The 26,019-nt window shown below is 69.2% G+C and carries 18 protein-coding genes and 1 tRNA gene; 8 read left to right on the top strand and 11 right to left on the bottom strand.

All coding sequences use genetic code 11. The features are described 5' to 3' along the window. The first annotated feature begins 3 nt into the window (after positions 1-3). Entirely contained in the window at positions 4-570 is a 567-nt protein-coding gene (locus IM787_RS11645) for a hypothetical protein (RefSeq protein WP_227494277.1), read from the top strand. 4 nt (positions 571-574) lie between these two features. Continuing rightward, a complete protein-coding gene (locus IM787_RS11640) occupies positions 575-793 on the top strand; it encodes a hypothetical protein (RefSeq protein WP_193676807.1) in 219 nt (72 codons plus the stop codon). Between the two features lie 51 nt (positions 794-844). On the opposite strand, the gene IM787_RS11635 is transcribed toward IM787_RS11640, so the two are convergent. Continuing rightward, a complete protein-coding gene (locus IM787_RS11635) occupies positions 845-1,909 on the bottom strand; it encodes an acyltransferase family protein (RefSeq protein ID WP_193676806.1) in 1,065 nt (354 codons plus the stop codon). 73 nt (positions 1,910-1,982) lie between these two features. On the opposite strand from IM787_RS11635, the gene IM787_RS11630 reads away from it, so the two are divergent. After that, positions 1,983-2,183, top strand: a complete 201-nt coding sequence (locus IM787_RS11630) for a hypothetical protein (protein WP_193676805.1) — start codon at positions 1,983-1,985, stop codon at positions 2,181-2,183. A 32-nt stretch (positions 2,184-2,215) separates the two neighbouring features. On the opposite strand, the gene IM787_RS11625 is transcribed toward IM787_RS11630, so the two are convergent. The 7 genes from IM787_RS11625 to tolB form a co-directional block, all read right to left on the bottom strand. Then, a tRNA-Lys gene (locus IM787_RS11625) sits at positions 2,216-2,291 on the bottom strand. A gap of 39 nt (positions 2,292-2,330) precedes the next feature. Beyond that, positions 2,331-3,119, bottom strand: a complete 789-nt coding sequence (locus IM787_RS11620) for a tRNA threonylcarbamoyladenosine dehydratase (protein WP_193676804.1) — start codon at positions 3,117-3,119, stop codon at positions 2,331-2,333. Between the two features lie 115 nt (positions 3,120-3,234). Then, positions 3,235-13,353 (bottom strand): putative Ig domain-containing protein, encoded by a 10,119-nt coding sequence (locus tag IM787_RS21505; protein ID WP_290427332.1) that lies wholly within the window; start codon positions 13,351-13,353, stop codon positions 3,235-3,237. Between the two features lie 21 nt (positions 13,354-13,374). Further along, a complete protein-coding gene (locus tag IM787_RS11515) occupies positions 13,375-13,983 on the bottom strand; it encodes a hypothetical protein (protein WP_193676803.1) in 609 nt (202 codons plus the stop codon). A gap of 239 nt (positions 13,984-14,222) precedes the next feature. After that, positions 14,223-14,984, bottom strand: a complete 762-nt coding sequence (ybgF, locus tag IM787_RS11510; RefSeq protein WP_227494337.1) for a tol-pal system protein YbgF — start codon at positions 14,982-14,984, stop codon at positions 14,223-14,225. A gap of 5 nt (positions 14,985-14,989) precedes the next feature. After that, positions 14,990-15,520, bottom strand: a complete 531-nt coding sequence (pal, locus tag IM787_RS11505; RefSeq protein ID WP_193676801.1) for a peptidoglycan-associated lipoprotein Pal — start codon at positions 15,518-15,520, stop codon at positions 14,990-14,992. 33 nt (positions 15,521-15,553) lie between these two features. Next, positions 15,554-16,843: a Tol-Pal system beta propeller repeat protein TolB gene (tolB, locus tag IM787_RS11500; protein ID WP_193676800.1), complete on the bottom strand. Its 1,290-nt coding sequence runs from the start codon at positions 16,841-16,843 to the stop codon at positions 15,554-15,556. Between the two features lie 253 nt (positions 16,844-17,096). On the opposite strand from tolB, the gene IM787_RS11495 reads away from it, so the two are divergent. Genes IM787_RS11495 through IM787_RS11480 form a run of 4 tightly spaced genes read left to right on the top strand, consistent with a single transcriptional unit; the run spans position 17,097 to position 21,968 of the window. Further along, complete coding sequence (locus IM787_RS11495; protein ID WP_193676799.1) at positions 17,097-18,413, top strand: O-antigen ligase family protein; 1,317 nt, start codon at positions 17,097-17,099, stop codon at positions 18,411-18,413. Beyond that, positions 18,410-20,179: a lipid A export permease/ATP-binding protein MsbA gene (gene msbA, locus IM787_RS11490; RefSeq protein ID WP_193676798.1), complete on the top strand. Its 1,770-nt coding sequence runs from the start codon at positions 18,410-18,412 to the stop codon at positions 20,177-20,179. The genes IM787_RS11495 and msbA overlap by 4 nt, the downstream gene beginning before the upstream one ends. Further along, positions 20,176-21,048, top strand: a complete 873-nt coding sequence (locus tag IM787_RS11485; protein ID WP_193676797.1) for a glycosyltransferase family protein — start codon at positions 20,176-20,178, stop codon at positions 21,046-21,048. The genes msbA and IM787_RS11485 overlap by 4 nt, the downstream gene beginning before the upstream one ends. Next, positions 21,048-21,968, top strand: coding sequence for a glycosyltransferase (locus IM787_RS11480; RefSeq protein WP_193676796.1), 921 nt, complete (start codon positions 21,048-21,050; stop codon positions 21,966-21,968). Before IM787_RS11485 ends, IM787_RS11480 begins: the two co-directional genes overlap by 1 nt. Positions 21,969-21,974: 6 nt before the next feature. Here the strand turns inward: IM787_RS11480 and rng are convergent, their stop codons facing one another. Then, positions 21,975-23,450 (bottom strand): ribonuclease G, encoded by a 1,476-nt coding sequence (rng, locus tag IM787_RS11475; RefSeq protein WP_193676795.1) that lies wholly within the window; start codon positions 23,448-23,450, stop codon positions 21,975-21,977. A gap of 131 nt (positions 23,451-23,581) precedes the next feature. On the opposite strand from rng, the gene IM787_RS11470 reads away from it, so the two are divergent. Then, positions 23,582-24,946 carry a PAS domain-containing protein gene (locus tag IM787_RS11470; RefSeq protein ID WP_193676794.1) on the top strand — a complete coding sequence of 455 codons (1,365 nt, stop codon included), beginning with the start codon at positions 23,582-23,584 and terminating at the stop codon, positions 24,944-24,946. 10 nt (positions 24,947-24,956) lie between these two features. Here IM787_RS11470 and IM787_RS11465 read toward each other — a convergent pair whose 3' ends face one another. Both IM787_RS11465 and rlmH read right to left on the bottom strand, forming a co-directional pair. After that, positions 24,957-25,559: a Maf family protein gene (locus tag IM787_RS11465; RefSeq protein WP_193676793.1), complete on the bottom strand. Its 603-nt coding sequence runs from the start codon at positions 25,557-25,559 to the stop codon at positions 24,957-24,959. Next, positions 25,552-26,019 carry a 23S rRNA (pseudouridine(1915)-N(3))-methyltransferase RlmH gene (gene rlmH, locus IM787_RS11460; RefSeq protein WP_193676792.1) on the bottom strand — a complete coding sequence of 156 codons (468 nt, stop codon included), beginning with the start codon at positions 26,017-26,019 and terminating at the stop codon, positions 25,552-25,554. The genes IM787_RS11465 and rlmH overlap by 8 nt, the downstream gene beginning before the upstream one ends.

The following is a 26,019-nucleotide window of genomic DNA, read 5'->3' as shown; positions in this document are numbered from 1 at the left end:
ACGATGGCCGCATCCGCGCTCGACCTGGCGGGCGGCGACGCGAACCTCGCCGCCGCGGTGGAGCGCGCCCGCAAGCTGCTGCACAAGCGCTCGCTGGCGGGCGCGGCCACCAGCGCGATCCCCATCCCGGGCGTGGGCTGGGCCGCGGATGCCGCCTTGCTGTCGCGCCTGATCACCTCCATCAACGCGGAGTTCGGCCTGACGCCGGAACAGCTGGCGTCGCTGACGAAACCGCAGCAGGAAGAGGTGGAAAGCGCCGCCGAGGCGATCGGCTCGACCGTGATCGGCAAGATCGTGACCAACGAAGTGGTTCGCAAGGTGGCCCTGGCCATCGGCAAGCGCCTGGCCATCAAGCAGGCGGCCAAGTACATCCCGCTCGGTGGGCAGGCCGTGTCCGCCCTGATCGGCTACCAGGCGATGCGCGCCGTCGGCGAAGCGCACATCCGTGATTGCGTGCGCGTCTGCCGAGACGCAGGACTGGAGCCCCCACCGGCACGCGGTGTGGTCCCCGTCGTACAGCCGGACAGGCCGCGCTCTTCCAGACGCCGGGCCGGCCGCGAACCACGCTGATCCCATGGATCCCCGCTGGCAACCCCCTCTCGGCCCGGTGCAACCGGCCACGGCCTCTTCCCCGGAGGCCTGCGCGCTGCTGGCCGGCGGCTGGCGCGCGCAGGCGGAGGAGTGCTGGGTGGCGCGCGATGGCGGCCTGGGCCGCCTCGTGTCGCTGGAAGCGTGGCGGGCCCTGCGCGACCGCGCGGGCTTCGTGCGGCCGCGGCTGCAGCCGCAGCGCTGAGGCCTGCAGAAGAGCGCCCCGGGCGCGTCCTGAGCGCGGCGACCAACCGAATCAGACGGACGAAGGCGACCGGCCGTCCACAGCGGCAACGACCGGTCCGGGGCCCTGGAGGTCCGGCGCGCGACGGAACCGCTTCTTCAGCCGCATGATGGGCCGCTCGAAGCAGTAATAGCTCACGGGCGCCACCACGAACGTGAGCAGCAAGCCGATCTCGAGCGGCGGCGGGAAATTCGGGAACTCGCGGTACGCACCGTTGCCGCCCAGCACTCCCTGCCAGACGTACAGGCCATAGCTGATGGTGCCGAGGAAGGCGAGAGGACGCCACTCCAGCAGGCGAGTGAGGACGCCGTCCTGGTTGTAGTAGACGAACAGCAGGATGCACGCGATGGCGGCATACCAGGTGGCGGTCAACCGCTCGAAGTACACCACCGCGCACGCGACCGCTAGCACCACGAGGCGCGCGCGCGTGACGAAGGCGGCCTTGCTCAGGGAGCTCTCGACATAGAACGCCGCGATCCCTCCGACGGCGATCGGCAGGACGCCAGGCAGGGTCCAGCGGCTCGGGTCGTGCGTGGCTTCGAAGGGTGCGAGGACACCTGTCCAGAGCATGCCCTGGCAGACGGCGACCACGACCAGGAGGACGACGAATGCGAACCGGGGGCCGGCGAGGAAGGCGAGCGGCCAGAAAAGGTAGAAATGCTCTTCGACCGCCAGCGACCAGAAATGACTCAACGCGGCGAACTGGCAGTTCTGGCCGGCGAAATTCAGCGTGTGCGTCACCGCATGCGCCCAGGTGCAGCGGCTCAGTCGAATCTGCTGGAAGTATTCCAGTGCGAACAGCAGCAGCAGGGCGAGCAGGTACAGTGGAAGGATGCGCAAGGCGCGGCGCGCATAGAACGCCCACACGTCGACCGAACCCCTGTGGCGCGTCTCCGCCAGCAGCAGGGACGTGATCAGGAAACCGGAGAGCACGAAGAACAACGGCACCCCGAGGTTGTTCAGCAGCGCCGCAAGGCCGTCGTGCAGGCCGATGCGGCGCCAGGCCTCCGCATGAAAGGCGATCACGCTCAGCACCGCCAAGGCCCGCAGGCCGTCGAAGCCCCTGATTCTCTGCATCGACGCCGATTATGGCGGACCGTCGAGCAGGCCAGCGGCCGGCCGATGACGTCGAGCGTCTGCTCTCCAGCTCATGCCTGCAGGGAGGCTCGGCTTCCAGGGCAACGATGCGCTCGGACCCGACATCGCGGAACTCCACGTGCGGTTCTTCACGGAGGCTTCCAGGGAAGACTTCACGGTGGAGGTGGAGGGTGTCTGGATCGCCCGCAACGCGGTCGAACTGTCCTCGGTGCTGCGGGCCGCCAACGGCGGCTACATGCACATGGTGCGCTGAAACCGCAATTCGGCGCGATGCGCGCCAAACGGTGGTAGGACGTGCAGGATTCGAACCTGCGACCAACGGATTAAAAGTCCGCTGCTCTACCAACTGAGCTAACGTCCCGGCCTGTTTTTGCTGTCTTGCGAGCAGCAAAGCCCGCGATTATAGCGTCAACTTTTCGGGCTTTCGCGTGGCCACGCCATCGAGCACCCATCCGGCCGCGCACTGCCCGAAAGTCGCCGTGACGCTCACCACCGAACCATAGCCATGGCAGTTCAGCGACCCGTCGCCCTCGATGGCGCACGAGGGATCGGGCGGAGCGACCGCCTCGCGGCTGAAGACACAGGCGATGCCGATGCGCTTGCCCTCCTTCGGCGCACCGTGGAACTTGCGCAGGCGGTAGCGCAACTGGGCGAGCAGCGGGTCGTGCGTCGTGAGCGCCAGGTCGTCCACGTCGACCTTGTGCGCCAGGCGCTTGCCGCCGGCCGCACCGCAGCAGATGAAGAGCGCCTTGCGCTCGCGTGCCCAGGCGGCCATGGCCGTCTTGGCCTTGAGTTCGTCGCACGCGTCGATCACGGCGTCCACGCCGGCGGGCAGCAACTGCGGCCAGTTGGACGGCTCGGCAAACTCCTCGACCGCATGCACCACGCAGCCGGGATGGATCTGCGCGATGCGCTCGCGCATGGCCAGCACCTTGGCTTGTCCCACCGTGCTGTCGAGGGCATGGACCTGGCGGTTGATGTTGGACTCGGCGACGTGGTCGAGATCGACCAGGGTGAGCGTCCCCACGCCGCTGCGCGCCAGCGCCTCCGCCGCCCAGGAGCCCACCCCGCCGATGCCGACCACCGCCACGTGGGCGCGGCGGATCGCTGCCGCGCCGTCCATGCCGTACAGGCGCTCGAGCCCGCCGAAGCGTCGCCGCAGGTCGGCGCTTTCGTCCAGGTGCGTCATGAGAGGAAAAAGGCCGCCGGGAGATTCCCGGCGGCCATTGCGTTCAGCTCCGGCATGGCGGCATTCTAGGGAGCGCAGGCCCGGCGCGGGTGCGCAGGGCGACGCCGCCCGCCGGTCACAGCACGAAGTTCGTCGCGACCAGGGCCACCGTGCCCACCAGCTCGATCTCGAAATCGGCGCCGAGCGACGCATCCACGTTGCCCTGGATGATCGTGTTGCCGCCGCTGGTCGTGTACCGGAGCTGCCCCGCGGCCGTGAACGCGCCCGTGCCGATGAACGAGAACGCCTGGTCGCCCGAGGTGGTGGTGCGGGCGTCGATGGTGGCAAGGTCGATCTTGTCGGTGCCCTGGAGGAAGTCCAGGATCAGGTCGCGGTTGGCGGCCCCGACGCCGGACTCGCTGAGCGCGTTGAAGTCGAAGGTGTCGACGCCCGCGCCACCGGTCAAGGTGTCCTTGCCCGCGCCGCCGACGATCGTGTCGGTGCCCCCCGCCCCGTTGAGCGTGTCGTTGCCGGCCAGGCCGGTCAGCGTGTTGTTCCCCGAGTTGCCGGTGATCACGTTCGCGAGCGTGTTGCCCGTCCCCGTGATCGTCCCCGAGCCGAGCAGCAGCAGGTTCTCCACCTCGTTCTGCAGCGTCCAGCTCAGGTTCGCGTGGACCGTGTCCGTGCCGCCCCCCGCGGCCTCCACCGGGTTGTCGCCCGAGCCCACGATGTAGGTGTCGTTGCCCGCACCACCTGTCAGGGTGTTGGCGCGGGTATTGCCGCTGCCGGAGAGCACATTGTCGAGCGCGTTGCCGGTGCCGTGGATGGTGGAGGTGCCGGTGAGCGTGAGGTTCTCCATGTGCTCAGCGAGGGTGTGGGTGGCGGAGGACTCCACAGTGTCAATGCCCGCGTTCTCGTCCTCGTAGGCCTGGTCGCCGGTCCCGAGCACGTAGGTGTCGTTGCCGAGGCCGCCATACAGGGAGTCCGCGCCACCCAGGCCGTTGAGCCGGTTGTTGCCGTCGTTGCCGAACAACTCGTTGGCGATGCCGTTGCCCGTGCCATCGATGTGGCCGCTGCCCACCAGGTGCAGGTTCTCCACATAGGCCCCCAGGGTGGCCGTCACGGAGGACTGCACCGTGTCCCATCCGCCGTCCTGGTCCTCCGTGACGACGTCGCCGGTGTCGTCCACCACGTAGGTGTCGTCGCCCCAGCCGCCGTACATCGCATCGGCACCGGCGCCGCCATCCAGCAGGTCGTAGCCATCGTTTCCGTACAGAGTGTCGATGCCGTCGCCGCCGTACAGGAAGTCGTTGTTCCAGCTGCCGTGGATCTCGTCGTCGCCGCCCAGGCCGTGGACCGTGCCGCCGTCCTGCCAGGCGCTCAGCACGTCGTTCCCTTCGGTGCCGGTGGTCGTGCTGAGCGCGGTGTGGATGTCCGCGATGCTCCACTCGGTTCCGTCGGCGAACACGAAGCGCTCGACGGCGGAGCCTTGCCAACCGAAGAAGCCCGCGATCCTGAGGGTGGCCCCGGACGGGCCGTGGGTCAGCACCAGGTCGTCGTCCACCTTCCCGATGGCCACGTCGGCCACCGCGATGGATGCGTCGAACGTGACGGTGTCCACCGCGCCATCGTCCACCAGTGCGCCGCCGGAGTAGTGCGATTCCGCACGGTTCGAGTCGTCGATGATGTCGGCGCCCCATGTCGCGGAGAACAGGTAGGTGTCCGCGCCGTGGCCGCCGACCAGGCGGTCATCGCCCTCGCCCCCGACGAGCGTGTCTGCGCCGCCGCCGCCGAACAGGGTGTCGTTGCCGTCCTTGCCGTGGAGTTCGTCCCCCCCCGCCTGCCCGATCAGCAGGTCGTTGCCGGCCAGGCCGACGACGGTGCCGCCCGCGAGCGATGCGACCAGGACGTCGTCGCCCCCGGTAGCCACCTCCAGGTTGGTCGAGCCCAGCGCCGCGAAGATCGCATCCCGCGTCATCATGGTGCCGTCGTTCAGGCGGATGGCGTCGACGGAGGAGACGATCGCGTCGCTCTCGGCATCCTCGAAGAACTGCAGGATGCGCAGCGTGTCGGGATGGCCCTGCAGGCCCACGACCAGGTCGGCGCCGTCGCGCGTGAACCGCAGCGCCGTCGCATCGGTGCCCTCTGCCAGCTTCACTTCCCCGCGGATGCTGCGGTCCATCGCCCACTGCTCCGGCGTGCGGGGCTTGTAGTTGCGCAGGACGTCGTTGCCGCTGCCCGCTCCGAAGAGCATCGACACGCCGCCGCCGGAATACGACGCGGGATTGGAGCCGGTGAAGTCGAGCGTGACGGTGTCGTTGCCCGCGCCGCCGTCGACCTTGGCGAATGAGGCGTCGCGGATGTAAACGGTGTCGTTCCCGTCGCCGCCCAGGATGACGTCGCTCGCCCCGTAGCTGTAGATCGTGTCGTTGCCATCACCCCCGTCCAGGTGGTCGATGCCGCCTGGCCACGGGTAGTAGCCGTAGAAGCTGTTGTACGGCACGTGCGCCGGGTTGAGGTTGGAGAGGATGTCGTCCCCGCCCATGCCCTGGATCGTGTTGAAGCCCAGTGAGCCATAGAGCGTGTTGGCCTGCGCATTGCCGATGAGGTTCACGTGCCCCAGGTTCGCCCCGAGTTCCACCGATTCAACGCTGCCCCATATGTCGAGATGGATCTCGGCCACGGGCGCTGTACTGCCCCAGCTTTCGAGCACGACCTTGTCGATGCCCGAGTTCGCCGCCTCCACCACCGTGTCGCCGAAGTCGATGTGGTAGGTGTCGTCGCCGCCGAAGCCCTCCAGCCGGTTGGCGCCGGTGTTGGCGTCGGCGCGCAGGACATTGTTCCGTGCATTGCCGTAGCCCTCGATGGCGTCGGAACCCGTCAGCTTCAGGTTCGTCATGTTGCCCGCCAGCGTGTACGTGATGCTGCTTTCGACGGCGGCAATGCCGCCCCCGGTGTGCTGGATCACGTCCCCGGCGTTGTCCACGCCGTAGGTGACCAGGTAGCCGGTGCCCCCGATCATCACGTCCGCGCCGGCGCCGCCGTCGATGCGCACCGGCACGCCGCTGAACTCGGTGAAGTCGGGGCCGCGCAGGTCGATGACGTTGTCGAGCCCGTTGCCGTAGTACCGGTACTCGCGCACGTCGTTCGGGTAGTACGAGAACGACCAGATGTCCATCAGGGTCGGGACCAGCAGGCGCTCGACGTTGTCGGCCATCGTCATCGAGAACGCGTCCGTCACGATGGTGTCGTAGCCCTCGCCGGCGTTCTCGTGGATGTCGGGCACCGGAGCATTGAACAGCTGGTAGGCGCTGTTGAAGCGGATCGAGGAGTGGTAGTAGACGTCGTCCCCCGCGCCGCCGTGGTAGGTGTCATAGCCGCCTGCCCCGCGCAGCACGTTGTTCGCGGCGTTGCCCCAGAGGACGTTGTTGGCGGCATTGCCCGTGCCATTGAAGGCATAGGGGCCGACCAGTTCGAGGTTCTCGACGTTCTCGCCGAGCGTGTACGAGACCGTGCTGCGCACCGTGTCGATGCCCCCATCCACCGCCTCGACCACCGCGTCCGACGCGTTGTCCACGTTGAAAAGATCGTTGCCCGAGGTCCCGGTGAAGGTGTCTGCCGCCCCCGTCACGCTGGCACCCGCGAGGGTGGTGATGTCCGCATGCGACCAGACGGTCCCCGACCCGTCGGTGAACTCGATGCTGCCCGTGCCGCCCGCCCGGAAGAACTGGTCGTACGTGAGCCGGGCCCCGGTGGACTGGATGATGACGATCAGCGAGTCGTCGGCGTGCATGGCGCCGGATGCCGTCTGCCCGGTCCGCACCAGGAGCACGTCCGAGACCGTGACACCGGCTGCCAGGCGCACCGTGTTCGTCCCCGAGGTGTCGGTCACCTGGTCGACGCCGGAAGCTGCCCCGAAGAGGTAGACGTCGTTGCCGAGACCGCCGCTCAGGAGGTCCTGGCCGGAACCGCCGTCGAGGACGTCCGCGAGCTGCCCGCCATAAAGCTGGTCGTCGCCCGCGCCTCCGGACATCTGGTTCGACACGTCCGTGAGGCCCCAGATGCGATCGTTGCCCGATCCGCCGGTCATCGCCAGGGCGATGAGTTGCGCGGTCGTCCATACGGTGCCGGGTTCGCTTTCGAAGCGGACTTCGGCATAGCGCGCGGTGGTACCCGCCGCCGTGACGAAGCCGTTCAGGTAGACCTTCTCGCCCGTGATGCGGTTGATCAGCAGGAACTCCGAGCCGGCCAGGTTGCGCTGCACCAGGACGTCCGCCGAACCGAAGCCGCCGCCGACGATGACCGTGTCGCCGAGGTCGTTGCCGGCCGTGATCGAGGCGCCGTTCGTGTGGTTGGGTCCCTCGAAGATGCGATACGTGTCGCGGCCGGTGCCGCCGCGCATGTAGTAGCCGTGGGACAGCACGTCGTCCCCGGCCTCGCCTTCCAGCGTGTCCCACTGGTCGCCGCCGTTCAGGGTGTCGTTGCCGTTGCCGCCGTAAAGCGAATCGTCGCCTGCGCCGCCGAGGAGGACGTCGTCGCCGCCGTTGCCCCGGACCGTGTCCGTCCCGCCCAAGGCGTCAATCACGTCATTGCCGGCGGTGCCCTCGATCGTGTCGGAGCCTTGCGTGGGAGTGTTCAGCTTCTCCAGGAGGATGGCGTGCGACCAGACGGTCCCGGGATCGGACTCGAACGTCACCTGGTACTTGCCGGCGGAGGCCGGCACGGTGAAGAAGCCGTACACGATGCCGTGATAAGGGAGGTACTGGCCCGGCAGCGGATTCGGTGCGCCCCAGCCGAGCCAGAGGTCATTGCCATTGCGCCAGATGGCGACGTCCTCCGGGCCCAGGTCGCCGGCGAAGTGCAGCGTCTTGAGCTCGCCAGCCAGCGGGGTGTCGTAGATGCTGGCAGAGGAGCGGCCCTCGCGCAGGACGACCGTGTCGTTCCCCCTGCCGAGGTAGAGCGTGCCCGATGCGTCCAGCATGTCGTTGCCGGCGCCGGCGTAAACGGTCGCGTGGCCGTAGATCCTGTCGTGCCCGTCGCCGCCGTCGAGGACATTGTCGTAGCTGCCTCCTCCGTACAGCACGTCGTCTCCGGCCTCGCCGTACAGGCTGTCGCTGCCGTCGCCGCCGTGGAGTTCGTCGTTGCCCGCTCCGCCCAGCAGCGTGTCGGCACCGCCGAGGCCATGCAGCACGTCGGCCCCAGTTGCGCCCTGGAGAACATCGTCGCCTTCCGTCCCGTACACCGGCGGGCTTTGCACGGTCAGTTCGAACACGTCCGACGCACTGAGGTTGGCACCGTCCCGTGCGATCACGCGTACGCTGATCGTGCCGGTGCCTTCCGCGACGCCGCTGAACGTGAGCGCCAGGGCGTCGAACACCAGCCATGACGGCAAGTCACTGCCGTTCGCCAGGACGGCCGTGTACGTGAGGGCGTCGGCATCCGGATCGACGAAGGTTCCGGCGGGGACGGCATAACTGAAGGGCTGGCCCTGGATCGTCTGCTGGTCCTGCAGGGGCAGCGTGAGCACCGGTGCGTCGCCGGGCGGGATCGTGATGTCGAACACGTCGGAGGCGGCACTGCGGCCGTCGCTCGCGACCACCCGAACGCTGATCGTTCCGGTGCCCTGCGGCATGCCGCTGAACGTACGCGTCTGCGCATCGAAGGAGAGCCAGGCGGGCAGCGCGCTGCCGTCGGCCAGCGTGGCGCTGTAGGCCAGGAGGTCGCCCTCGCCGTCGGTGAACGCGTTCGCCGGCACGGTGTAAACAAAGGCCTGGCCGCGCGGCGCTTCATGGTCGTACAGCGGCACCGACAACACGGGCGCCAGGTTCGGCTGCACGGCCAGGTCGAACACGTCGGAGGCCGTGAGGCTGCCGTCGCTGGCCGTCACGCGCACGCTCAGCGTGCCCGCGCCTTCTGCAGTACCGCTGAGGGTGCGGGTCTGCGCGTCGAACACCAGCCACGAAGGCAGCGCGCTGCCGTCCGCCAGGGTTGCGCTGAAGGTGAGCGTGTCGGCCGCGTCCACGTCGACGAAGGCGCCGGCAGGCACGACATAACTGAAACCGCGGCCTTCGATGACCTGCTGGTCCTGCAGGGGAGCGGCCACCGTCGGTGCGTGGTTCGGTTCCGCGACCTGCATCTGCACGAGAGTGGCCGTCGCGGCACCGTAGTTGTCCGTGCCCCAGAGCCAGAACTGCAATTGGCCGACCGACCCCTCGTCCGGCGTGCCGGCGAAGGTCCCGGTCTCCCCGTCGAAGGAGAGCCACGCGGGGACGGGGGAGCCGTCGACCATCTCGACGCGGTAGGTGATCGCGTCGTCGGGGTCCGGATCGGTGATCACGCCGGCCGGGACGGTGTAGCTGAATTGCACGCCGGCGCGCGCCTGCACCGGCGGGACCTGGCCCGAGACCACGGGGCCCTGGTTGTTGGCGGCGCGGTCCACGGCGGCCTGGATCTGGGCCTGGTCCCACGAGACCCCGCCGGCGAACTCGACGCGGTCGATGCGGTGGTCGGACGTGATGTCCCCCACCGTCACGTCGGCCGCGAAGTAGTTGGAGACGACCACGTACTCCTCGGAATTCCGGATGCGCAACAACAGCGAGTCGCCGGTGCGCGTGCCGATGACGTCGGTCGCGGCGATGCCGTCGAAGCGCAGCGTGTCGAAGGCCTGCACCCGCTCGGGACGCGCCGCGTCGCTCAGGAAGTCCAGGTTGCTGATCGTGTCCTGGCCGTCACCGCGGCGGAAGACGTAGGTGTCGTCGCCGGCATCGCCGACGTTGTAGTCGTTGCCCACCCATCCGGTCAGGACGTTGTTGCCGCTGTTGCCGAACAGCGCGTTGTGCTGCGTATTGCCGGTGCCGGAGATGTTGCCCTCGCCCGTCAGCACCAGGTGCTCGATGTTGCGACCCAGGGAATAGTCGATGGCCGCACGCACCGTGTCGATGGCGGGAGCGGCCGTCGCCGTCACGCCGGCAGCGCTCATCATCATCGATTGCGACGACGGGTCGGGAGGCGGCGGATCGTCCGCTTCGACGATGATGTCGTCCTCGCTGTCGATGCCGTAGGAGTCGTTGCCCGCGCCTCCTTCCAAGTAGTCGGCACCGGCACCGCCAATCAGCGTGTCGTCTCCGTCGCCGCCGACAAGGACGTCGTCTCCGCCGCCGCCGTCGAGGTAGTCGTTGCCCTCCCCGCCGTCCAGGTAGTCGCTGCCGTGGTGGGCGATGGCGAGATTCTCCTCGGTGTCGTCGCCGTACAGGCTGTCGTTGCCGACGTCGCCGAACAGCAGGTCGTCACGGCCGCCGCCCACAAGGACGTCGTCGCCCTCCTCGCCGTCCAGGTAGTCCTCGCCGTTGGCCGCCCCGTCGAGGGCGATGTTGCTCTGGTCGCCCCAGAGCGCGTCGTTGCCGATGCCGCCGAAGAGCGTGTCGTCCTTGCCGCCGCCAACGAGCTGGTCGTCGCCGTCCTCGCCGTCGAGGTAGTCGTCGCCCCACGCCGCCATGTTGGTGGCCTGGTCACCAACCAGGCGGGTCGCCGACTGGTCGCCCCACATGTTGTCGTTGCCGTCGCCGCCGTAGAGGGTGTCGTCCTTCGCGCCACCTTCCAGGTAGTCGGCCCCCTCCTCGCCGTCGAGGTAGTCCATGCCGTGGAACTCGAAAGGCACGAAGTATTCGCTGTCCGTCGCCACGCCAACGTCGCCGAAGATCTGGTCGTCGTCCGCCCCTCCGAACAGGTCGTCGTTGCCGCCGTCGCCGCTGATCACGTCCTTGCCGGCGCCGCCGTCGGCGTAGTCGTTGCCGTGGTTCGCGGCGCCCACCGTGTTCAGGTACCCGACCTTGACGATGCCGTCGCCGTCGATCCTGTCGTCGCCGTCGCCGCCTTCCAGCAGGTCGTCGCCCGCCAGGCCATCGATGTTGTCCTTGCCGGCGCCGCCGTCCACCTGGTCGTCGCCCCAGCTCGCCATCACCCAGTCGTCGCCGGCGCCGGCGTCGATCGTGTCGTTCTGGTCGGCCGTGCTCGTCTCGGTGATGCCGTTCCAGATCGTGACTTCCTCGCCCGGATAGGCGCCCCACATAGACCCGCTCGCGAGCAGTTCCACGCCGACCGGCCGCCCCCAGTCGCCCCAGATGTCGTTCGGGCCGTACTGCTGGCGGTCCGACATGATGCCGCCCGCGCTGCTGATGTAGTCATTGCCGTCGCCGCCGTTGATGACGTCGTCACCGTCGCCGCCACCGATCATGTCGTCGCCGACCCCGCCGTTGACCTCGTCGTTGCCGCCCTTGCCGCCCAGCAGGTCGTTGCCGACCATGCCGTTGATGATGTCGCGTCCGTCGGAACCGAAGAGCGTGTTGTTCACCACCGTGAAACCGCTGCCCTGCACCAGGTTGCCCAGCCCGTCGCGCACGAACCGCTGGGCGCCACTCTCGACCACGACGTAGGTGGATCCGTCCGCGCGGTAGCGGACGATCGGCCCACCCGTGTTCTCCACCGATATGGCGATGATGTCGCCGTTGATGATGTTGACCGGCGGCGGCGTGTCGTCCGGCGCTTCCTCGTCCTCTAGCTCGATGCCCAGGCGGTCGCCGCCGCTGGCCTGCCAACCGCGGATCACGATCTTGTCGACGCCGGTGTCGCTGGTGATGATCAGGTCACCGCTGCCGGTGAGGATGTATTTCCACTTCTTGTCGTCGCTGATCCAGGCGTTGTCGCCTGTCTTCTTGCCGCCCGTCAGCTGCGTGCCGTCGACGGTGACGATCCCCATGCCGTCCGTGTCCTGGATGACGTCGCCGGCCTGGCCGCTGTCCACCTTGTACGTGTCCGACCCGATGCCGCCGAACAGCCAGTCGTCACCGGCGCCGCCGTTGATCGTGTCATCTCCGGACCCGCCGAACAGGTGGTCCGATCCGGCGCCGCCGTTCAGGAAGTCGTTCCCGTCCGCCCCCAGCAGCATGTCGTCCTTGGATCCGCCCGTGAGGGTGTCGACGCCCTCGGCACCCACGAAGATCTGGGTCTTGGCGTCCGCCTGCGCGCCGGCCGTCGCGCCCATGGCGTTGGTCACGACGTTCCACTGCTCGAACTTGTAGGTCGTCGGTCGTCCCCCATCCAGGGCTACGAGCGGGTCGAGCCAGCCGGACACGTACAGCGAGGCCTTGTTCATGGAATGGCCGCTCGAATCCACGTCGGGGATGGCGTACTGCAGCACGAAGCCATCGGTCGTGAACAGCTCCTGGCCCGCGTAATCCTGGCCCTGCCAGTAATACCACTCCATCCCTTGGGCAATGATCGCGTTCTGGGCCGCCGTCGTGAGGCCGCCGACGTTCGTCCCCAGCTTGCCCATGTCGAGGCCGAAGTGGGTGAGCAGGCTGTGCGCGCCCGCATCACCCATCGCCGGGATGTGCGACTTGAGCAGCTTGGTAAGGAAGTCGCCCTTCTCGGTGTAGAGGTCGAACGCATACAGCTTGCTGTCGAACATGCGGTCCAGCAGCGTCGGCAAGGAGATGGTGGCCAGGCGCAAGGGCGTGCTGTTCAGCATCGCCGAATGCAGCACGATGGAGTGCAGCGTGTCGGATGCCAACGTGTTGGTGCCGACGTCGATCATGTTGTTGGTGCCCACCACGAACGGCAGCCTGTTCGTGAACAGGTCGTTCAGGACCTCGCCCTCCACGTAGTAGTTGGTGACGAGGGCCTCCCGCGCGGAGTAGTTGACCAGATAGGTGGCCATGAAGGTGGCGAATGCGCCGTCGACGTGTCCGTGCAGCGCCAGGTACGCCGCCGTCTTGGCCATCACCACCGGGTTCTTCGCGGTGAGCTCGAAAGGAGCGTCCGCGAACACCGTTGCCTCCTTGCCGAACCAGACTGAAAGGATGGAGGCGAGGCCGGCGCCCAGTGAATGGCCCGTGAAGGTGATGTTCGCGTCCGGGTAGTCGCGCTTGATGTTCTGGTAGAAGAGCGCCGCTTCGAACAGCTGCTGCGAGCTGATGTTCATCCCCAGGCCCAGAGCAACGTCGGCGCCGAGGTCGCTGATCGTCTGCCCCATGTTGGTCTTCGTCAGGAAGTCCGTTCCCTTGCAGGCGATGACGATGTCGTTGCCCCGGCTGTAGGCATTCACCGAGAGCCCGCTGAGCAGCGGATTGCTCGAAGTGTCCGAGCGCGAATCGAAGAGAACCCATCCGAGGGGAGTCACGTCCAGCCGGTTGTCCTCGCCGCGCGCGTCGTTATACGCGGCGGCCGCGAGCAGCGAATACTCTTCCTTGCTAACCATGGGTCCTCCTGGAGGGCGGTTTCATTGCGATGGGGTGGTGTGGCGCGGGTCGATCCGGCGCAGGTAGGCGGAGAACACGGGGTTGCCGTTCTCTTCCACGCTGTTCTTCTGCTGCAACGTCAGGAACTTCGTCGCGCGCGTGGGCACGCTCTCGATGACCAGGTTCGCGGCATAGATGGCCACGGGGATTTCCGAGAACGGAATGCGCTCCCAGCGCCCGCCGTTCCATCGAAAGCCGAAATACGGCGGATTGGTTGCGCCGTAGGCGCGCAGTTCGCGCGTGGTCGGCGCACGTCCGACGACGTAAAGCCTGCCCTCGTGAACGTTGAGCAGCATGGGCTTCAGGCTCTCGTGCCAGACGATGTCACCGCCGGAAAACTCGGGCAGCTTCAGGGTGAGCCAGGATTCGCGCGCCAGGCATGTGGCTTGGACCGGGTCGCGCGGGCGGCCAGCCTCGCAGCGGCGCTTCTGCGTGACGACGATGGTGCGGCCGTCGTTCAGAAGCACCTCTTCCTGCCAGGTCACCGTGTCGGCGCAAGCGCTCAGCATCGTTAGCGCGCCTGCCCCGGCGGCGAAGATGGAGCGCAGTCGATTGCCATGTGCCCTCGCGCGCTGTGTCGACTTGGACAATCCGTTGTCGCCGCGTTGCGGCGATCCCCCCTTGAAAGTCCGGCGGATGCTACGAAGGGCTGCCTCAGCGGGCAATAAGCCAAATGCCTGTTCGCGCGACTTGTTCCTGACACGCGCGGGTGGGCGGGCGCCCGGGGGAAAGACGCGCTGGCCAATGAAAAGAGCGGCCCGGGGGCCGCTCTCACTCTGCAACACGATGCAACTGCCTCCGCCAAAAGGACGAGGCAGTCCCGGTACTCCTACCGCAGTCGCGCCAGCCGCTCCCGCGCGGCCACCGCCGCCTCCGATTGCGGATACGCCTTCACCAGGTCGTCCAGCGTCCGGCGCGCGCTCGCGGCGTCCTTCAGCTCGATCTGGCAGTTGGCGATCGACAGCACCGCCTCCGGCGCGCGCGGATGGTCCGGCGCCTGCTGCAGCAGCGCGCGGAAGTTCGCAATGGCGCCGCGGTAGTCCCGGTTGGCGTATTGCGCGTTGCCCAGCCAGAACAGCGCCGTCGGGCGGTAGCCGCTGGTGGGATGCTTGCGGATGAACTCGGCGAAGGCGCCCTGGGCCCCCGCGAAGTTGCCTTGCCGGAACAGCGCAAGCGCGGCTTCGAACTCGCGCTGCTCGGCGGGGTCGACGCTGAACTCGCGGCCGTCGACGGTCACCTGCACCGGCTCGAAGCGGCGCAGCCGTTCGTCGACGCCCTGCGCGATGTCGCGCTGGCGCTTCTGCACGTCGGCCAGGTCACGCGCGATCTGCTCGTCCTGCCCGCGCATGCGCGCGAGCTCGGCCCGCAGCTGCTCGATCTGGTTCTGCAGTTCCAGCAGGCTGCGGCGCAGGGTGGCGTTCTCCTCGTTCGCGCGGCGCAGTTCCTCGGCGTTGGCGGCACGCTGCTGCTCGACGCGCTGGCGCAGGTCGAGGATGGCGCGGCGGGCCTCGTCGTCCTCGAACAGCGCGGCCTGCGCTCCGCCGGTGAACAGGGCCGCGGCGGCGAGCGCCGCCAGCGCGGGACGTTGCATGGCTTTCATCGGTAAGCGATCTCCGCCCGGCGGTTGCGTGCGAACGAAGCCTCGTCGGAGCCGGGCACCGCGGGCTTTTCCTTGCCGAAGCTCACCGCTTCGACCTGCGCATCCGGCACGCCGAGCAGGCCGAGCGCGCGGCGCACGGCCTCGGAGCGGCGCTGGCCCAGGGCGAGGTTGTACTCGCGCCCGCCGCGCTCGTCGGTGTGGCCTTCGATGACGATCCGGCGGCCGGTGTTGGCGCGCAGGAAGCGCGCGTGCGCCTCGATCAGAGACTGGAACTCGGGCTTGACCACGTAGCTGTCGTAGTCGAAGTAGACGATCCGCGCGACGTTGGCAGGACCTGCGGCGGTGCCGGCCGCGCTGTCGGCCTGCACCGGCGCGACCTGCGTGGCGCCGCCGGGGCTACCGGTGCCGCCCGGGGCGACGGCGCCGCCCTGGCGGTCTTCCACCGGCACGTCGTCCAGCTTCACGCCGCTGGCGCAACCGGCCAGTGCAGCGGCCAGTGCGAGGGCCAGGATCACACGCTTCTTCATTCCAAAAACCTCCTGAATGTGTTCATGCGCGGGTCAGCGCTGGAAAGGGCCCCAGTCGGGCTCGCGGATGTCGCCGCCCTGCCCGGCCAGCCGTGCCTTGATCTTGCCGTCGAGGGTGGTGGTCATCAGCGCCTCGCGCCCGCCTTGCCGCGTCGCGTAGACGATCAGGCGGCCGTTGGGCGCGAAGCTCGGGCTTTCGTCCGCCGTGGTGTCGGTGACCGACTGCACGGTGCCGCCGGCGAGGTCCATCACCTGCAGCTTGAACGCTCCGCTGATGCGGGAAATGTAGGCGAGCCACTTGCCGTCCGGGCTGAGGGCGGGCGATATGTTGTAAGTCCCTGTAAAGGTGACGCGCTGCGCATCGCCGCCGCCCGCGGGCATGCGGTAGATCTGCGGCGCGCCGCCGCGGTCGCTGACGAAATAGATCGTGCGACCGTCGGCCGCGTAGATCGGTTCGGTGTCGATGCCGCTGGACTGCGTAAGCCGCCTCGCCTCGCCGCCGGTGGAGGCGATCGTGTACAGCTGCGAGCCGCCGTCGCGCGTGAGCGTGACAGCCAGCGTGCGGCCGTCCGGGGACCAGGCTGGCGCGCTGTTGCTGCCGCGGAAGTTGGCGATCAGGCGGCGCGTGCCGCTGGCGATCTCGTGGACGTAGACCACGGGCTTGCGCGACTCGAACGAGACGTAGGCCAGCTGCCGGCCCGTCGCCGACCAGGCGGGCGAGATGATCGGCTCGTTGCTGGCCAGCGCGGACTGCGAGTTCTCGCCGTCGGAGTCCGCCACCCACAGGTTGTAGCGCGGGCCGTTCTTGGTCACGTACGCGATGCGCGTGGAGAACACCCCCTTCTCGCCCGTGAGCTTCTCGTAGATGGCATCGGCGATGCGGTGCGCGGCCAGCCGCAGGTCGGCGGCGACGACCACGAAGCCGTCGGCCGCGAGGCTCTGCGTGCGCACCACGTCCCACAGGCGGAACCGCACGTCGTAGCGGCCGTCCGCCAGGCGGGAAACGCTGCCCACGGCGAGCGAGTCCGCGGACTTCTGGCGCCAGGGGCCCAGGTCGGGACGGCTGGTCTCGTCGAGTCCGCCCGCAGCGCCCGCATCGATGGCGCGGAACTGCCCGCTGCGCTCCAGGTCGGCCTGGACGATCGCCGCGATCTTCTGGGGCAGGCCGTCCTCGCCGCGGAAAGGCGCGATCGCGATCGGCAGCTGCGTGAGGCCGACGCCGGTGACTTCGACCCGGAACTGGGACAAGGCCGGCAGGGCCCACCCGCCCGCGGCACAGGCCAGCAGCGTGCGGCGCGCGAGGAGATGGTCGGTTCGGTTCATGCGGTGTGTCGTGTTGTGTAGCCCCCAAAAGGATAGCAGCCACGCGAGGCTGAGCCGGCAGGGGGGCAGGTAACGATCAGGTAAACTGCAGCGTTTTCGACGTGCGGGTACGGCACCCCGTGTTCCCCAATCTGCTGCATCCCCCCTCACGCATGGCGCGCGTGACCACCGCCGTCCATCCACCCGGCCCCACCCCTCGCCGCCGCATCCGGCGCGGCTCCGCTGCGCCCGGCCGGCGCCCGCAGCCGTGAACGTGGGCGTGCTCCGCCCGGCCGGCGTGCCGCCGCTGGAACGCGGACCGGGCGCTTTCGACCAGGGCAGCCCCGTCATCGGCGCGCTGCTGGCGCTGTTCACCTGCGCCATCTTCGTGTCCACTGCGGCCACCAACGTCCTGGCCGGCGTGCTCTCCCTGGCCGCGCTCTACGCCTGGGCGCGGTACCGCCCGTTCGGGCTGTTGCGCCATCCCGTCTGCGTCGCGGTCTTCGCCTTCTACGCCTGGCTGCTGCTGCGCGAGGCGATCTCGACGCGGCCGCCGGCGGACGTGCTGAAGGCGCTCGACCAGTTCCGCACGCTCGCCTTCGTGGTGCTCTGGGCGCCGCTCTTCGCCGCGCCGCGCCACCGCCGCGCCGTGGTCGCCGCCGCCGCTGCCGGCCTGCTCCTGTTCATCGTGATCGCCCTCGCGGGCTGGCTGACGCTCGGCCACCTCTTCTACCCGACCCAGATCGGCTCGTACAAGCTGCACCTGCCGCCGGGCCTGCACCAGTTCGTCTATCACTTCTTCCTGCGCGCGCCCGACCTCGCCGGCCCGGTCTTCGTGGCGGCGACCTTCGCGGCCTTCGAGCTCGCGTGGCAGGACCGCCGGCGGCGGGGGTGGTACCTGGCCGTCGCCGTGGCCGCCACGGCGGTGCTGTTCCTGGCCACCGCCCGCCGCACCAGCCAGGTCGCGTTCGTTCTGTGCGGCCTGATGTACCTCCTGCTCCACCTCAAACTGCTGTCGCTGCGGCGCCGGCTGCTGCTGGCGGGTGCATCGGTGGCCACCGTGCTTGCGCTGCTCGCGACGCCGGCGGTCCAGGACAGCGCGGGACGCGTCTTCCGGGATGTCCGCGAGTTCACATCGATGCCGGTCGAACGGCGTGGCGAGGTCCAGACGTCGGGTGCGCTGCGCCTGCGCTTCTGGGACGTCGCCCTGGAGGTGGTGCGCGAGTCTCCCTGGATCGGCACCGGCGAATCGGCGTACCGGGAGCGCTTCGTGGCGCACGACAATGCGCTGGGCGGCACGCGGTTGCAGAAGGAACACGGACATCCGCACAACGAGTACCTCCACCTGCTCGGCTCGCTGGGAGTGGTCGGCCTCACGCTGTACCTGGCGGTCCACGCCGCGGCGGTCCGCTCGGGCAAGGCCCAGCCCTCGCGCGAACAGCGCCACATCCTCGGCTACTACCTGATCGCGGCCCTGAGCAGCGCCGTCGTCAACTCCCTCACCATCGACATGGTGCCCGGCCACTTCCATGCGCTGGCGCTGCTGGTGCTGGCCTTCTTCCCTTGGGACGAACCGCGGGGCGCCGGATGAAGACGAACGTCCTGGCGCAGCTCCTCACCGGGCGCATCGCCGACCAGCTCAAGGCGTACTTCCTGCGCCCGCGCTGGCCCTGGGTGGTGGCGGCTCTCGCGTCGCTGGCAAGCGCGGCCACGGAACCGATGCTGCCCGCGCTGCTGCAGCCGCTGCTGGACAAGGGCTTCGAACGGGACGGTATCCCGCTGTGGCTGGTGCCGGTGGCGCTGATCCTGCTGTTCTTCGTGCGCGGCTTCAGCGGGTTCATCGCCAAGGTCGCCCTCGCGAAGGTATCGAACGACGGCCTGATGAAACTGCGGGGCGACATGTTCCAGCGGATGCAGACGGCGGAGTTCGCCGCGCTGGCGCGGCATTCCGCCAGCGACCTGTCGAACACCATCGTCTACGAGGTGCAGAACGGCGCGCAGCAGCTGGTCTACGCCCTGCTGAACCTGGCCAAGGACAGCCTGACCCTCATCGCGCTGCTCGGCTACCTGCTGTACCTGAATTGGCAGCTGTCGCTGTTCGTGGCGGTGCTGTTCCCCACCGTCGTCTGGCTGATGCGCACCTTCACGCGCCGCATGTACCGCATCACCCGCGACACGCAGGACGCCACCGACCGCCTGGCCTACGTCATCGAGGAAAACGTGCTGGCGCATCGCGTCATCCGCCTGCACGAGGCGCAGGCGGGCCAACAGGAACGTTTCGGCGTCCTCAGCAAGGCGCTGCGGCAGCTGAACATGAAATCGACTACGGCGTCGGCGGCGATGACGCCGCTCACGCAGATGATGGCGGCCATGACGCTCTCGGCGGTGATCACGCTGGCGCTGTGGCAAAGCAGCACCTCGGGCGAGACGGTCGGCAGCTTCGTCGCCTTCGTCACCTGCATGCTGATGCTGGTGGCGCCGCTCAAGAGCCTGTCCGAGCTCGCCAACCCGATCACCCGCGGCCTGGCCGCGCTGGAACGCGGCTTCGACCTGCTGGAAGAGATGACGCCGGAGCCGCAAGGTGCGCACGCCGGCGAACGCGCGCGCGGCGAGATCCGCTTCGACCGCGTCACCGTGGGCTTCGAGGAAGACCGCCCGCCGGTGCTGCACGACCTGGCGCTGGACATCCGCGCGGGCGAGGTCGTGGCGCTGGTCGGCCCTTCGGGCGCGGGCAAGACGACGCTGGTGAACCTGCTGCCCCGCTTCGTCCTGCCCCGCGCGGGCAGCGTGCTGCTGGATGGGCGCGACGTCGCCGACTGGAGCGTCCATGCGTTGCGCCGGCAGATCGCCATGGTCAGCCAGGACACGGTGATGCTGAACCTTTCCGTGGCCGAGAACGTGGCGCTGGGACGGTCCGTCGACCGGGCGCGGGTGCAGGAATGCCTGGACGCGGCGAACCTCGGCGAGCACGTGCGCAGCCTGCCGGACGGCATGGACACGCTGCTCGGGCACAACGCCTCGGCGCTTTCCGGCGGCCAGCGCCAGCGCCTGGCGATCGCCCGTGCCCTCTACAAGGACGCGCCCATCCTGGTCCTGGACGAAGCGACGTCGGCGCTGGACACCGAATCCGAACGCCTGGTGCAGCAGGCGCTGCGGCGGCTGGTCGCCGGCCGCACCACGCTGGTCATCGCGCACCGCCTCTCCACGATCGAGCACGCCGACCGCGTGGTGGTCATGGAGCGCGGGCGCATCGTCGAACAGGGCACGCACACCGAACTGCTGGCTCGCGGCGGGCTCTATGCCCGCCTGCACCAGACCGGCTTCGAGGATGCGGCGCCGGAAGGAGCGATCCCGTGAGCGTCCCCTCGATCAGCGGCTTCACCTTCATCCGCAACGGCGTGGAACTGGGCTTTCCCTTCGAGGCCTCGATCCGCTCGCTGCTGCCCCTGGTGGACGAGTTCGTCATCGCCGTCGGCAAGAGCAGCGACGACACGCTGGAGCGCGTGCGGGCCATCGGCGACCCCAAGCTGCGGATCATCGAGACGCTCTGGAACGAGCGCATGGCCGACCGCGGCTTCGTCTACGCGCAGCAGAAGATGATCGCTCAGTACGCCTGCACCGGCGACTGGGCCTTCTACCTCGAGGGCGACGAGCTGGTGCACGAGGCGGAGCTGGAACGCATCCGGGCCAGCGTCGCGCGTCACCACGCCAACCCCGAAGTGGAAGCGCTGGTCTTCGACTATTTCCATTTCTACGGCGTGCCGGAGCAGATCGCCACCAGCCCGGCCTGGTACCGGCGCGAATGCCGGCTGATCCGCAACACCATCCGCAGCTATGCGCCCGACGGCCAGTACTGGCTGGTGACCTCGCGCCACCGCCGCCCGCACTATCCCCGCGCCGCCCTGGCCGACGCGCACATCTACCACTACGGGCACGTGCGCAAGCTGGCGTACATGCAGCAGAAGGTGCAGCAGGTCAGCAAGTACTGGGGCAAGGAGGCGCCGGAGCACGACTACGGCCGGATCGACCCGCTGGCGCTGGAGCCCTTCACCGGCACGCATCCGGCCGTGATCCGGGAGTGGCTGGCCACCGAGGCGGAACAGCGCTTCGCGCTGAACCCGGCGCACCAACTGACGCGCCGCGAGCGCAAGCACCGCCTGTCGATGAAGCTGGAGCGCGCGTTCGGCTGGGACCTGAGCCACAAGCACTACAAGCTGGTCGCCTGATGCGCATCTGCCTGGTCTCCAACGCGCGCATCCCGCCGCCGTTGTATGGAGGCATCGAGCGCGTGGTGCAGTGGCTGGCGCAGGACCTCACGGCGATGGGGCACGCGGTCACGCTGGTGGCCCGCAGCGGCAGCGCGCTGCCCGGAGTGGCGTGCATCGCCGCGGAGTCGGCGGCGGAGGTCCTGCAGCGCCTGCCCCCCGCCGACATCTACCACTTCCACGGCTGGCCGCCGCCGGACGATTTTCCCCGCCCGTGGCTGTACACCCTACACGGCAACGAACCGCAGCCGCAGCCGGCGCGCACCATCGGCATCAGCGCCGATCATGCGCGGCGCCACGGACTGAAGACCTTCGTGCACAACGGCGTCGACCCCGCGGAGTTCACCTTCCGCGCCGCCAAGCAGGACCACCTGCTGTTCTTCTCCAAGGTGCGCCGGCGGGTCAAGGGCGCGCCGCGCGCGCTGCGGCTCGCGCGCGCGCACCATCGCAAGCTGGTCGTCGCCGGCGGCTACCGCCTCGACCTGCTGAAGGTGGGCGGCTTCTGGCGGAGCCTGCATCCCTCGATCTCCTTCCGCGGCGAAGTCGGCGGCGCCCGCAAGGCGGAACTGTTCGCGGACGCCACCGCCCTGCTCTTCCCGATCGCCTGGGACGAACCCTTCGGCCTGGTGGTCGTCGAGGCGCTGCTGAGCGGAACGCCGGTGATCGCGACGCCGCGCGGCGCAATGCCGGAGCTGGTCCCGCCGCAGGCCGGGGCGCTGTTCACCGAGGACACGGAGTTCGGTGCGGCGCTGGAGCACGCGGCGCGCTGCCGGCCGCAGGACTGCCGCAACTGGGCGATGGAGCGCTTTTCCTCGGCGGTCTGCGCCCGCAACCACCTCGTGCTGTACCAGCGGATCCTGGACGGCGAGAACGTTTTCTGAGGTCGCTCAGAGCAGGACGATGTCGTACTGCTCCTGCCCCATCGCGCTTTCGCTCTGCAGCGAGATCGGCTTGCCGATGAAGTCCGACAAGCCGGCCAGGTGCTGGCTCTCCTCGTCCAGGAACAGCTCGATCACCTTGGGCGCCGCGATCACGCGGTACTCGCGCGGGTTGAACTGGCGAGCCTCGCGCAGGATCTCGCGCAGGATGTCGTAGGCCACGGTGCGCGGCGTGCGCACCGTCCCCTTGCCCTGGCAGAGCGGGCACGGCTCGCACAGCATGTGCGCCAGCGACTCGCGAGTCCGCTTGCGGGTCATCTCCACCAGGCCCAGCTGCGAGAAGCCGCCTGCCATGGTCTTCACGCGGTCCCGTGCCAGCTGCTTGCGGAACTCGCCCAGCACCTGCTCGCGGTGGTCCTCGCGCTGCATGTCGATGAAGTCGACGATGATGATCCCGCCCAGGTTGCGCAGCCGCAGCTGGCGCGCGATGGCCTGCGCCGCCTCGAGGTTGGTCTTGAAGATGGTCTCGTCGAAATTGCGCGAGCCGACGTAGCCGCCGGTGTTGACGTCCACGGTGGTGAGCGCCTCGGTCTGGTCCACGATGAGGTAGCCGCCCGACTTGAGGTCCACGCGCCGGCCCAGCGCCCGCGCGATCTCCTCCTCCACCGCGTAGAGGTCGAAGATCGGCCGCTCGCCCTTGTACAGCTGCAGCTTGGCCGCCGCCTTGGGCATGAACTCGCGTCCGAACTCGGCCAGCGAGGCGAACTGCTCGCGCGAGTCGATGCGGATGGTCTGCGTCTCCTCGTTCACCAGGTCCCGCAGCACCCGCTGCAGCAGGTTCAGGTCCTGGTGCAGCAGGGCCGGCGGCGGCACGCGCGTGGCCGCCTCGCGGATGCGGGCCCAGGTCTTGCGCAGGTAGGCGATGTCCTCCGCCAGCTCTTCGTCGGTCGCGTCCTCGCCATTGGTGCGCAGGATGAAGCCGCCCCCGGCGTCGCCGACGAGCTTCGTCAGCCGGCGCCGCAGGGCATCGCGCTGGTCGGACGGGATCTTCTGGGAGACGCCGAGATGGTCGTCCTGCGGCAGGAAGACGAGCAGGCGCCCCGCGATGCTGATCTGCGTGGACAGCCGCGCGCCCTTGGTGCCGATCGGGTCCTTGATGACCTGCACCATCAGCGACTGGCCCTCGAAGACCTGCTTCTCGATGGGGACCTGCGGCTGCCCGTTGCGGGCGGGCGCCGGCGGTTCGCCGTCGGGCTGGCGCTGCCAGACGTCCGCGACGTGCAGGAAGGCGGCGCGCTCCAGGCCCATGTCGATGAAGGCCGACTGCATGCCGGGCAGCACCCGGGCCACCTTGCCGAGGTAGACGTTGCCGACCAGGCCGCGCTCCAGCGTGCGCTCGACGTGGAGCTCCTGCACCGCGCCGTTCTCGACGATGGCCACCCGCGTCTCCTGCGGGGACCAGTTCACCAGGATGTCCTGCTGCATTGTGTTCTTGTGGAGTCCTGACCTCGGCACAGGATAACGCAGGAGCGCTAGACTGCCCCGTTCTCCTCCGCACGCCGCCCTCCTTGACCTCGCCGCCCGCCATTCCCCACTTCCTCCAGGGAGGCGGCGCCATGGGCGAACGCCTGCGCGCGTTCGACTGGGAGAACCATCCGCTCGGCCCGCCGCGCGCGTGGCCGGAAGCGCTGGGCATGGCGATGGCGCTGTGCCTCAACTCCAGCTTCCCCACCGCGATCTACTGGGGACCGGACCTGCATGTCCTCTACAACGACGCCTGGTCGGAAATCCCCGCGGAGAAGCACCCCTGGATCCTCGGCAAGACGGCACGGGAGGGCTGGGACGACATCTGGCCCATCGTCGGGCCGCAGCTGTTGCAGGTGATGGAAAGCGGCGAGGGACTCGCCTACTACGAGCAGATGCTGCCGATGGTGCGCCAGGGCCGCCCGCGCGAAACCTGGTGGAACTACAGCTTCACCCCGATCCGCGACGGCAGCCACGCGGTGCGCGGCGTCTTCAACCAGGGCAACGAGGTGACGGCGATCGTGCACGCACGGCGCGAACGGCAGCAGGAGCTGGCGCGCTGGCACAAGGTCTTCCAGCAGGCCCCCGCCGGCATCGCCCTGCTGCGGGGGCCGACGCACGTCTACGAGTTCGCCAACGACGCGTACCTGCGCGTCGTCGGCAAGACCGCCCTGGTGGGCAAGACGGTGCGCGAAGGCGTGCCGGAGGTCGTGGAGCAAGGCTACATCGAGGTGCTCGACGCCGTGTACGCGGGCAAGCCCTTCCTGGGCAGCTCGCTGCCGGTGCGGCTGCAGCTGGAGCCGGGCGGTCCGGTCGAGGAACGCCTGCTGGACTTCGTGTTCCAGCCCGTGCAGGACGCCGGCGGCGCCGTCGACGGCATCTTCATCCTGGTGACGGACGTGACCGACCGCGCCCGCGCGGAGTCCGCGCTGCGGATCACCAACTGGCAGCTCGGCGAGGAACGCGCGCGCCTGGCAGCGACCGTCGAGGCGGAGCAGCGCGCCCGCACGGCGCTGCGGCGCATGACGGAAACGCTGGAGGCCCAGGTCCGCGCGCGCACGAAGGAGCTGTCCGAGGCGCTGGTGGCACAGGGCGTCGTCGCCGACCGCCTGCGCACCACCTTCGAGACCAGCCTCAGCTACCAGGGCTTCATGGACGTGGACGGCACCCTGCGGGACGCCAACGCGCGTTCGCTCGCGGACATCCGCTGCAGCCTGGCGGACGTCGTGGGTCGGCCGTTCTGGGAGACACCCTGGTTCGAGGGAACGCCGGGCGCCGCGGAAGCCGTGCGGGGGCTCGTCGCCCGGGCCGCGCGCGGCGAATCGATCCGGCAGGAGATCGAGGTGCAGTTGCCGGTCGGCCGCCGCCGCTTCGACTTCGCGCTGCGGCCGGTGCGCAATGCTGCCGGCGAGATCATCGGGCTCGTGCCCGAGGCGGTCGAACTGCAGGGCTCCTGAGCCGCGGCGCTCAGAAGCGCAGGCCAGCCTGGCGCAGCAGTTGCGCCGTCTCGAACAGCGGCAGGCCCATGATGCCGGTGTACGACCCCGCGATGCGCGCGATGTGCTCGGCCGCACGGCCCTGCACCGCGTACGCGCCCGCCTTGCCCAGGGGCTCGCCCGTGGCGACATACGCACGGACCTGCGCCGGGCTCAGCGGCGCGAAGGTCACGCGCGAATCGCTCAGGGCCGCCAGTTGGTGCCTTCCGGCCTGCACGGCCACCGCCGTCAGCACCCGGTGCGTGCGGCCGGCCAGCTCGCGCAGCATGCGCGCCGCGTCGCCCGCATCGGCGGGCTTGCCGTAGATGGACCGGCCGAGGGCGACGGTGGTGTCCGAGCAGAGCACGGGCGCCGGCGGCAGGCCGCGGCGCTGCAGGCGGGCCACGGCGGCATCGAGCTTCAGCCCGGTGACCCGCCGCACGTACGCCGCCGGCGCTTCACCGCCGCGGACCTCCTCCAGCGCCTCGGTGTCCTCGCTCTCGTCGGGCAACAGGAGTTCGTAGCGCACGCCCAGCTGCTCGAGCAACTGGCGCCGGCGCGGGCTCTGCGAGGCGAGGTAGACGAAGTCACTCACGGTGGTACGGGTGCCCGGTGTGGATCGACCAGGCGCGGTACAGCTGTTCGGCCAGCAGCACGCGCACCATGGCATGCGGGAGCGTCAGGTCGGACAGCCGGATGCGTTCGTGCGCCGCCTGCCGGAAGGTGGGGTCGAGCCCGTCCGGCCCGCCGATCACCAGCGCGACGCAGTCGTTCTCCAGCTGCCACGCCTTCAGCCGCGCGGCGAGCGCCACGGTGGTCAGCGGAGTGCCGCGCTCATCGAGCGCCACGACGCGCGCCCCCTTGGGGATCGCGCCTTCGATGCGCTCGCGTTCGGCGGCCAGCAAGGTGGGGAGCGTCTTGGAGGCGCGCGGCTCGGTCTTGACCGCCTTCAGCTCCAGCCGCATCTCGGGCGGGAAGCGCTTGGCGTAGTCGTCCCAGGCGGCCTGCGCCCAGTCCGGCACGCGCTGGCCGACCGCGACCACCAGCAGGCGCAT

Source organism: Ramlibacter pallidus, from assembly GCF_015070875.1.
In the GTDB taxonomy this organism is placed as follows: domain Bacteria; phylum Pseudomonadota; class Gammaproteobacteria; order Burkholderiales; family Burkholderiaceae_C; genus Ramlibacter; species Ramlibacter pallidus.
The sequence above is the reverse complement of the archived record's forward strand: the minus strand, read 5'-3'. Positions and strand labels throughout refer to the sequence as shown.